This window comes from Bradyrhizobium sp. UFLA06-06 (genome assembly GCF_054820065.1).
Map to the genome: position 1 here is coordinate 22,501 of NZ_JADFUD010000082.1, position 9,822 is coordinate 32,322.

General features: G+C 62.4%; 6 protein-coding genes, 2 tRNA genes and 1 rRNA gene (1 of these 9 only partly in view). 4 read left to right on the plus strand and 5 right to left on the minus strand.

Features of this window, described 5'->3' with window-relative positions:
- The 3 genes from IF803_RS38180 to IF803_RS38190 form a co-directional block, all read right to left on the minus strand.
- A tRNA-Ala gene (locus IF803_RS38180) sits at positions 1-5 on the minus strand; it reaches 71 nt to the left of the window's first position.
- 35 nt (positions 6-40) lie between these two features.
- Positions 41-117 (minus strand) — tRNA-Ile (locus IF803_RS38185).
- Between the two features lie 210 nt (positions 118-327).
- Positions 328-1,818 (minus strand): 16S ribosomal RNA (locus IF803_RS38190).
- Positions 1,819-2,824: 1,006 nt separating this feature from the next.
- Here IF803_RS38190 and IF803_RS38195 point away from each other — a divergent pair.
- The 3 genes from IF803_RS38195 (at position 2,825) to IF803_RS38205 (ending at position 5,716) form a co-directional block, all read left to right on the plus strand.
- Positions 2,825-4,888 carry a peptidoglycan DD-metalloendopeptidase family protein gene (locus IF803_RS38195; protein WP_461195741.1) on the plus strand — a complete coding sequence of 688 codons (2,064 nt, stop codon included), beginning with the start codon at positions 2,825-2,827 and terminating at the stop codon, positions 4,886-4,888.
- A gap of 104 nt (positions 4,889-4,992) precedes the next feature.
- On the plus strand, positions 4,993-5,355 hold the full coding sequence (locus tag IF803_RS38200; RefSeq protein ID WP_461195742.1) for an SPW repeat protein: 363 nt from the start codon (positions 4,993-4,995) through the stop codon (positions 5,353-5,355).
- A 94-nt stretch (positions 5,356-5,449) separates the two neighbouring features.
- Complete coding sequence (locus tag IF803_RS38205) at positions 5,450-5,716, plus strand: hypothetical protein (RefSeq protein ID WP_038385289.1); 267 nt, start codon at positions 5,450-5,452, stop codon at positions 5,714-5,716.
- A 55-nt stretch (positions 5,717-5,771) separates the two neighbouring features.
- Here IF803_RS38205 and clpB read toward each other — a convergent pair whose 3' ends face one another.
- Positions 5,772-8,423 (minus strand): ATP-dependent chaperone ClpB, encoded by a 2,652-nt coding sequence (gene clpB, locus IF803_RS38210; protein ID WP_461195743.1) that lies wholly within the window; start codon positions 8,421-8,423, stop codon positions 5,772-5,774.
- A gap of 191 nt (positions 8,424-8,614) precedes the next feature.
- Entirely contained in the window at positions 8,615-9,178 is a 564-nt protein-coding gene (locus tag IF803_RS38215) for a helix-turn-helix domain-containing protein (protein ID WP_168858416.1), read from the minus strand.
- 57 nt (positions 9,179-9,235) lie between these two features.
- On the opposite strand from IF803_RS38215, the gene IF803_RS38220 reads away from it, so the two are divergent.
- Positions 9,236-9,751, plus strand: coding sequence for a GNAT family N-acetyltransferase (locus IF803_RS38220; protein ID WP_461195744.1), 516 nt, complete (start codon positions 9,236-9,238; stop codon positions 9,749-9,751).
- Positions 9,752-9,822 lie beyond the last annotated feature (71 nt).

Sequence of the window (9,822 nt, forward strand, 5' to 3'; positions counted from 1 at the left end):
GCCCCGTACCAGAAGACGAATGCTCCGCACTCGATCAAAATGGTGGGCCTGGGAAGACTTGAACTTCCGACCTCACGCTTATCAAGCGCGCGCTCTAACCAACTGAGCTACAAGCCCCTAACACGAGAGACATGCCGGCGCGCACTCGACCTGAAGTCGGTGCACCGCACAGCGCTCAGCCCCTGGCGCGTGTTCGTCCGCGAAGAAAGAGAAACGAAGACGGCGAAATCCCGCCAATGGAGCTCAACAATCCTGAAACTGTTGGCCCCTGAATGTTTCTAAAACGGTTCGATAGTGAGCGTGAGCTCGCTGAAGAACCATCCTTAGAAAGGAGGTGATCCAGCCGCAGGTTCCCCTACGGCTACCTTGTTACGACTTCACCCCAGTCGCTGACCCTACCGTGGCCGGCTGCCTCCCTTGCGGGTTAGCGCACCGTCTTCAGGTAAAACCAACTCCCATGGTGTGACGGGCGGTGTGTACAAGGCCCGGGAACGTATTCACCGTGGCGTGCTGATCCACGATTACTAGCGATTCCAACTTCATGGGCTCGAGTTGCAGAGCCCAATCCGAACTGAGACGGCTTTTTGAGATTTGCGAAGGGTCGCCCCTTAGCATCCCATTGTCACCGCCATTGTAGCACGTGTGTAGCCCAGCCCGTAAGGGCCATGAGGACTTGACGTCATCCCCACCTTCCTCGCGGCTTATCACCGGCAGTCTCCTTAGAGTGCTCAACTAAATGGTAGCAACTAAGGACGGGGGTTGCGCTCGTTGCGGGACTTAACCCAACATCTCACGACACGAGCTGACGACAGCCATGCAGCACCTGTCTCCGGTCCAGCCGAACTGAAGAACTCCGTCTCTGGAGTCCGCGACCGGGATGTCAAGGGCTGGTAAGGTTCTGCGCGTTGCGTCGAATTAAACCACATGCTCCACCGCTTGTGCGGGCCCCCGTCAATTCCTTTGAGTTTTAATCTTGCGACCGTACTCCCCAGGCGGAATGCTTAAAGCGTTAGCTGCGCCACTAGTGAGTAAACCCACTAACGGCTGGCATTCATCGTTTACGGCGTGGACTACCAGGGTATCTAATCCTGTTTGCTCCCCACGCTTTCGTGCCTCAGCGTCAGTATCGGGCCAGTGAGCCGCCTTCGCCACTGGTGTTCTTGCGAATATCTACGAATTTCACCTCTACACTCGCAGTTCCACTCACCTCTCCCGAACTCAAGATCTTCAGTATCAAAGGCAGTTCTGGAGTTGAGCTCCAGGATTTCACCCCTGACTTAAAGACCCGCCTACGCACCCTTTACGCCCAGTGATTCCGAGCAACGCTAGCCCCCTTCGTATTACCGCGGCTGCTGGCACGAAGTTAGCCGGGGCTTATTCTTGCGGTACCGTCATTATCTTCCCGCACAAAAGAGCTTTACAACCCTAGGGCCTTCATCACTCACGCGGCATGGCTGGATCAGGCTTGCGCCCATTGTCCAATATTCCCCACTGCTGCCTCCCGTAGGAGTTTGGGCCGTGTCTCAGTCCCAATGTGGCTGATCATCCTCTCAGACCAGCTACTGATCGTCGCCTTGGTGAGCCATTACCTCACCAACTAGCTAATCAGACGCGGGCCGATCTTTCGGCGATAAATCTTTCCCCGTAAGGGCTTATCCGGTATTAGCTGAAGTTTCCCTCAGTTGTTCCGAACCAAAAGGTACGTTCCCACGCGTTACTCACCCGTCTGCCGCTGACATATTGCTATGCCCGCTCGACTTGCATGTGTTAAGCCTGCCGCCAGCGTTCGCTCTGAGCCAGGATCAAACTCTCAAGTTGGACTTGAACTTTGAACCGGCTGATCACAACGTTTGACGAGGTCCCACCATTCTTCACCGGCCGAAACCGGCGAGCTGCTGACGATTCACATCGTGTGCAGCGATGGTGTAACCTTTAAAACGTGTACCGCCGAAGTCTTTCGTCCACCCTCAGAAAGTCGAAAGCCGAAGCTTTCAAGTATTCCGAGAGACGCAAGGACTCCGCCGTCCACGTTTCTCTTTCTTCATCTTTACTTGTCAAACAGCCCGGGATCTGGCGATCCCACACCCTTGGAGGGTGGTTCTACCCTTCACCGACCGACGATGAACCCCAACCGATTGATGTCGGCTGTTGTGTCACTCATCTAAGTGAGGAGCATCAGAGGCGCGTTCGCTCGCCTTGGTCAGTGACCCGGCGGCGCCGCGCTCAGTGGTTGGTTTATAGTCCCCACCCCTCGGGATTGTCAACGGCCATTGTCAACAAATCGTCGCACGCCCAAATCGCTTGTGCAGTGCGAAGAAATTCTCGTGCTTTCCGTGGCTTAGGTCGGAGGTAAAAATTCGTCACCCAGCCCTCGCCGCAAAAAACTTCAAAAAAAGTTTGTCGCCGAGGAGCCCGAGGCCCTCCAAAACGGGTTCCAACCGCCCCCGGGCCGGGCGGCGGGCATCGACCTGCTTTCAGGGCAGCTTTTCCACCTCAAATGCCGCACTTGAGCCACAATCCTGCGACGTTCTGGCTATAACGAATGCATTGAACCGCTCGTAACCTGTGGGGGCTGGGGCGGTTTTTCTGGGGGACCAGGCGATTTTCTCCAAGAATCCGTCGCCTCTTCCCTTCGCGGTCGAGCAACATCGAGAGATCTGCACACCATTGACGTTCGAGATCGCGGCTAGCTAATGGCCATCGGCTTCTCGAATTCGATGCGTGTGGCTCGCCACACTGCCGAGATTCCTCGTCACGGGATCAAGGTGGGGACAAGGACGAGCAGAGGTCGATCGCAGTTGCTGGAATTTGGGGGGATGCAGGGTTGAGCCAACGGGCGTCACGCGGAAGCGGCATTGGGCGCGAGACCGGGATGATCGATCTCGGTCACGAACCGCCGCTTTCGGTCGACGGCACCGAGGCTGCGGTGATCGATCGCCGCCGCGTCTCCGTTCAATGGTTCAGCGGCACCATTCTGACTGGACTATGTGGCGCGGCCCTGATCGGCGGCGCCGTTTTTGCGTCGCTCGACGGCGAGATGACCTTCGCCAAGGTGCCGGAGCGCGTCGAAGGCGCGCTGCGCGGCGCGTTCACCGGCAATGATCGCGTCGTCAGCCTGCACAAGGGCGACCGCCTGCCGCCGCCCAGCGAATCCTCCGCTTCCCGCAGCCTGGTGCGCGTGTCGACCGTGACCCGCGTCGGCAATCGCGACGTGATGCGGGTGCGGCCCTTCATCCGCATTTCCGGCAATCTCTCGATGACCACGAGCGATCTGTCGGCCAAAATCCCGGCATTCAACGCGCAGCGTCTGCTGACCGATGTCGGCTCCGACACGCCGGCGGCGGCCGAGGATCCGAATGCCGCGGCCGAGCCCGACGCCGAGGTCTCGTTCGTCACCAAGGATCTCGGCTCCGTGCTGCCGAAGGCCAAGCTCGCCGCCGTCGTCGCGCTCGACGACGTGCTGATGCGGGTCCGCGACGCCGCCAACTGGCGCGGCTCCGGCGGCTCGGTGCGCTACGCTTCCCTCGCCAATGCTGCAGCTGACGCGAGTGGTGCCGGCCCCGACATGAGGATGGCCTACGCCACCGAGGGCAATACCTCCGATCCCTATGCCGGCTTCGAGACCCGCGTGGTGCCGGAGAACGTCACCCTGCTGCCGAAGACCAAAGAGCAGGTCACCGGCGGCAATCCGGTCGGTGAACGGGTTCACCTCGTCAAGAAGGGCGACAGCATCACCTCGATCCTGCGCGATCAGGGCGCAACGCCCGACGAGGCGAAGGCGATCGCCGCAACGCTCGGTCCGCGCGGCCGCGAGGGCGGCCTGAAGGAAGGCCAGAAGGTCCGAATCCTGATGGCGCCGGCCGCTCCCGGACCGAATGTCAGGCTGCAGCCCTATCGGGTGATCGTCGCCAACGAATCCATTATCGAGGCCGTCGCCGCGCTGTCCGATCTCGGCAAATACGTTGCCGTCGACGTGCAGAGCATGAACACCGTCACCGAGACCGCCGACAATTCCAGCGACGATGACGAGGATGATGGCAGCGGCGTGCGGCTCTATCAGAGCATTTACGAGACCGCGCTGCGCAACAAGGTGCCGCCGACCGTCATCGAAGACATGGTCAAGATCTACTCCTATGACGTCGATTTCCAACGCAAGGTACAGCCCGGCGACTCGTTCGACGTGTTCTTTGCCGGCGAGGACGAGGGCGTCACCAGCACCGAAAAGACCGAAGTGCTCTACGCCGCGCTGACCGTGGGCGGCGAAACCAAGAAATACTACCGATTCCAGAGCTCGGACGACGGCCTCGTCGACTACTATGACGAGACCGGCAAGAGCGCGAAGAAGTTCCTGGTGCGCAAGCCGGTCAACAACGCGATCATGCGTTCGGGCTTCGGCGGCCGTCGCCACCCGATCCTCGGCTATGTGAAGATGCACACCGGCGTCGACTGGGCCACCGCCTACGGCACGCCGATCTTCGCGTCCGGCAACGGCGTGCTCGAGAAGGTCGGATACGAGGGCGGTTACGGCAAATATATCCGCATGAAGCATGCCAATGGCTATGAGACGGCCTACGGCCACATGTCGGCCTTCGCCAAGGGCATGGAGATCGGCAAGAAGGTGCGGCAGGGCCAGGTGATCGGCTTCGTCGGCTCGACCGGCCAGTCGACCGGCCCGCACGTCCACTACGAAATCCTGGTCAACGGCCGATTCGTCGACCCGATGCGCGTGAAGCTGCCGCGCGGCCGTTCGCTCGAAGGCCCGATGCTGGCGAACTTCGAGAAGGAGCGCGACCGGATCGAGGCCCAGATGTCCAGCCGCGGCAGCTCGCGAATCGTCTCGGACGCCACGAGCTCGACATCGCAGACCCGCTCCATCACCAACCGCTGATGATGCGATAGGGCGCCAGTTCCATCAGATTTCGCTCGTGAGATGGGAACCCGAACGGCGACCATCCAGTTGATTCGTCAGTGAAACCTCCAATGGAGGGTGTCATGGAGAACTGGACGAATGCAAAACTGTGCGATGTCGCCAACCTGATCCTCGGCGCGATTCTCTTCCTATCGCCGTGGCTGTTCAAGTTCGACGCCGGAACGGTTTCCACCAACGCCTACATCGTCGGCCTCGCGATGGCGGGCCTCGCGATCGCCGCGCTCGCGGCATTCGCGGTCTGGGAGGAGTGGCTGAACCTCATCGTCGGGCTTTGGGCGCTGGTCTCGCCCTGGGTCCTGGGTTTCCAGGGAATGACCACCGCGACGACCGTGCACGTGGTGATCGGCATCGCCGTCGCGGTCCTTGCGGCGATCGAGCTCTGGGTGATGTCCCAGCATCCGCCTCGGCTCACGACGCACAGCTGAGGCCTTGAACAGATCCATCCCTACCCGCTGGCGCGGATCGCCGGCGGGGAGGGTTTGGTTGCGCTCAACGAAGATATGCACAAGGATTTGCACCATGACCCAGCTCACCCGCGACGATGTGCTGAAGGCCGTCGGCCACACCGACGACGTCACGATTGCCAGGATCATTGCGTCGGGAGCAACCATCACCGAGCTTGCCGAGGCGCAGGCCTGGCTCGCCAATGACGAACCGCTGATCAATGCCGGCAGGCCGCTGGCCACCGGCCGTGCCCGCGAACTGGTCGATATCCTTTCCGAGCTCGAGTCGGCCGAGGACGACGAGCCCGCCAGCCCTTCGCCGCCGATCGTCCCGCAGGAGTGATTCGCAAATGAAGATCCTCCCCGCGACCTGCGGGGAGGATTCTGGTGTTGCGCCGTCAGTTCAGCTTGCGCTTCGAGACCGGAGCCTCGAACTGCACGATCTCGGCGGTCTTGGGCACCTGACCGTTGAAGGTCAGCACGTTGCCCTTCTCCGAGATCACGACGTGATCGCCGTCCTTGACCTCACCGGCGAGGATCATCTCGGCCAGCGGATCCTGCACGCTGCGCTGGATCACCCGCTTCAGCGGACGGGCGCCGTAAGCCGGATCCCAGCCCTTCTCGGCGAGCCAATCCCGCGCCTTCGCATCGAGCGTGAGCTCGATCTTGCGATCCTCGAGCAGCTTGGTCAGCCGTCCGAACTGGATCTCGACGATGCGGCCCATCTCGCTCTTCTGCAGGCGGTGGAACAGGATGATCTCGTCGATGCGGTTCAGGAATTCCGGCCTGAAATGCGCCCGCACGACGCCCATCACCTGATCGCGGACCGCCGCGGTGTCCTCGCCTTCCGGCTGATTCACCAGGAACTCCGAACCGAGGTTCGAGGTCATGATGATCAGCGTGTTGCGGAAGTCGACGGTGCGGCCCTGACCATCGGTCAGGCGGCCGTCGTCGAGCACCTGCAACAGCACGTTGAAGACGTCGGGATGCGCCTTCTCGATCTCGTCGAACAGCACGACCTGGTAGGGCCGGCGCCGCACGGCTTCGGTCAGGGCACCGCCCTCGTCGTAGCCGACATAGCCGGGAGGCGCGCCGATCAGCCGCGAGACCGAGTGCTTCTCCATGAACTCGGACATGTCGAGGCGGACCATCGCGGTCTCGTCGTTGAACAGGTCAGCGGCGAGCGCCTTGGTTAGCTCGGTCTTGCCGACGCCGGTGGGGCCTAAGAACATGAACGAGCCGGTCGGCCGGTTCGGATCCTGCAGGCCCGCGCGGGCACGGCGCACGGCGGTGGCCACCGCACGCACGGCTTCGGCCTGGCCGACGACACGCCTGGCGAGACTGTCCTCCATTTTCAGGAGCTTGTCCTTTTCGCCCTCGAGCATCTTGTCGACCGGCACGCCGGTCCAGCGCGAGACGACCTGCGCGATGTGGTTGGCGGTGACCGCCTCCTCCATCATCTCGCCGCCGTTCTGCTTGCCGCTTTCGCTTGCCTCGATATCGGCGAGCTTCTTTTCCAGCTCGGGAATCCGGCCATAGGCCAGTTCGCCCGCCTTCTGGAATTCGCCGCGACGCTGCGCATTGGCAAGCTCGACGCGGAGCGCATCGAGTTCGCCCTTCAGCTTCTGGGCATTGGAGAGCTTGTTCTTCTCCGCGCTCCAGCGCGCCGTCAGCGCCGTCGACCGCTCCTCGAGCCCTGCGAGCTCCTTCTCCAGGGTCTGCAGGCGGCTCTTGGAGCCGGCATCGTTCTCCTTCTTCAGCGCCTCCTGCTCGATCTTCAGCCGGATGATGTCGCGATCCAGCGAATCGAGCTCTTCCGGCTTGGAATCGACCTGCATCTTCAGCCGCGCCGCCGCCTCGTCCATCAGGTCGATGGCCTTGTCGGGCAGGAAGCGGTCGGTGATGTAGCGGTTCGACAGCGTGGTCGCGGCCACCAGCGCGGAATCGGTGATTCGCACGCCGTGATGCTGCTCGTACTTGTCCTTCAGGCCGCGCAGGATCGAGATGGTGTCCTCGACCGTCGGTTCGCTGACATAGATCGGCTGGAACCGGCGGGCCAGCGCGGCATCCTTCTCGACATGCTTGCGGTACTCGTCGAGCGTGGTCGCACCGATACAGTGCAGCTCGCCGCGCGCGAGCGCAGGCTTCAACAGGTTGGAGGCGTCCATCGCGCCGTCGGTCTTGCCGGCGCCGATCAGCGTGTGCATCTCGTCGATGAACAGGATGATGCCGCCCTCGGCGGTCGAGACCTCCTGCAGGACGGACTTCAGGCGCTCCTCGAACTCGCCGCGATATTTCGCGCCGGCGATCAGGGCGCCCATGTCGAGCGACAGCAGCTTCTTGTCCTTCAGGCTCTCCGGCACGTCGCCGTTGAGGATGCGCAGCGCCAGGCCCTCGACGATCGCGGTCTTGCCGACGCCGGGCTCACCGATCAGGACGGGATTGTTCTTGGTCCGCCGCGACAGCACCTGGATGGTACGGCGAATCTCCTCGTCGCGGCCGATCACCGGGTCGAGCTTGCCGTCGCGCGCAGCCTGGGTCAGGTCGCGGGCATATTTCTTCAGCGCGTCGTAGGCGTTCTCGGCAGTCGCGCTGTCGGCGGTGCGGCCCTTGCGCAGCGCTTCAATCGCCGCGTTCAGGTTCTGCGCCGTGACGCCGCCCTTGCTCAGGATGGAGGCGGCCTCGCTGCCCTTCTCGAGCGTGAGCCCGAGCAGCAGCCGCTCGACGGTGACAAAACTGTCGCCGGCCTTGTCGGCAGCCTTTTCCGCCGCATCGAAGGCACGCGCCAGTTCCGGCGACAGGTAGACCTGCCCGGCACCATTGCCCGAGACCTTCGGCAGCTTGTTCAGCGCCTCTTCGGTCGCTTTCAGGATTGCTCTGGAATTACCGCCAGCACGGTCGATCAGACCGCCAGCGAGTCCCTCATTGTCGTCCAGCAGCACCTTCAACAGATGCGACGGCGAGAACTGCTGGTGACCGTCGCGCATTGCGAGCGATTGGGCAGACTGGATGAATCCGCGCGCGCGCTCGGTGTACTTCTCAATGTTCATTCGTTTTCCCTCGGCCTGCCGTCACCACCCATTCAGGCATGGTTCCGGCATCTTCATTGGGTTTCCGCGGGCCGCGTTGACGTTCCTCAACCAGCCTCTGGTCGTCGCCATCATTTTTTAGGCTTGCCGCAGATGTGGGCACTTGGTTCCAAAACGGAAGAGCCGCAGTCTGCGATTTCGCCCGATGAAGCTCAGCGCCGCACGATGGCGACAAGGTAGCGGCAGGGCTGAGCCGTTTCGTTGCGGAAGACGATGTCCGATGGCGGACCAAGCTCGACGCGGTCACCCGCAGCGAGCTCGTGGCGCTCCGCCCCTTCCATCAAAGTGAGGCGGCCGCTGATCACCCACACCACCTGGCGGACCAGGTGATAGGCGCTGGCGGGGAAGCCGGCTTCCTGCCTTGCAGGCAGCTCGATCTCCACGAGCTCCAGCGGATTGGCCGGATGCAGGAACACCTGCCGCCGCAGATAGGCGGCCTTCGGATCGCGCCAGACCGGCTGATCCTTGGCCCGCTGCAGGCGGGAATTGTGCGAGGCAACCTCGAACAGCGCGGCCATGGTGAGGCCATAGGCGGTGGCGATCCGCGACAGCGTCGCCGCCGTCGGGCTTGCCTCCGCCCGCTCGATCTTGCTCAGCATGGCCTTGGACACGCCTGCCCGTCCGGCGAGGTCCGCCAGCGACCAGCCGCGGCCCTCCCGTTCGGCGCGAACCCGCCGCCCGAGAGCCTCATCGGCCTTGTCCTCTATAATTGACATACCGTCTTATATAGTAGACGATAGGGTCCGTTCAAGAGGCCCGTCAAGGAACCACCGATGATTATCCGCCCCGCCACCGAGCAGGACATTTCTGCGATCACCGCAATCTTCAATGAGGCGGTCGCCAACTCGAACGCGATCTGGACGGAGAAGCAGGATTCCGACGCCGAGCGGCTGGCCTGGATGAACGCGCGGCAGGCGCTCGGCTATCCGGTGCTGGTGGCCGTCGAGGGGACGACGGTGCTCGGCTATGGCACGTTCGGCGATTTCCGGGCCTTTCCGGGCTACCGCTACAGCGTCGAGCACAGCGTCTATATCCATGCCGATCATCGCGGCCGCGGCCTCGGCCGCGTCATTGTCGACGAGCTGATCGCTGCGGCCACCGCGCTCGGCAAGCACGTCATGATCGCCGGCATCGACGGCGGCAATCCGGCCTCGCTCCGGCTGCACGCGCAGGCCGGCTTCGTCGAGGTCGCCCGGATGCCGGAGGTCGGACGCAAGTTCGGCCGCTGGCTCGATCTCGTGTTCATGCAGCGCCTGCTGGACGCTCCTGGAGCGGCGCGCGCCGACTAAAGCGGGATGGGTTTAGGTTGAATCGATTTGGGATTCCCAAATCAGTGTGTTTCTGATTCACCATGCTGGCT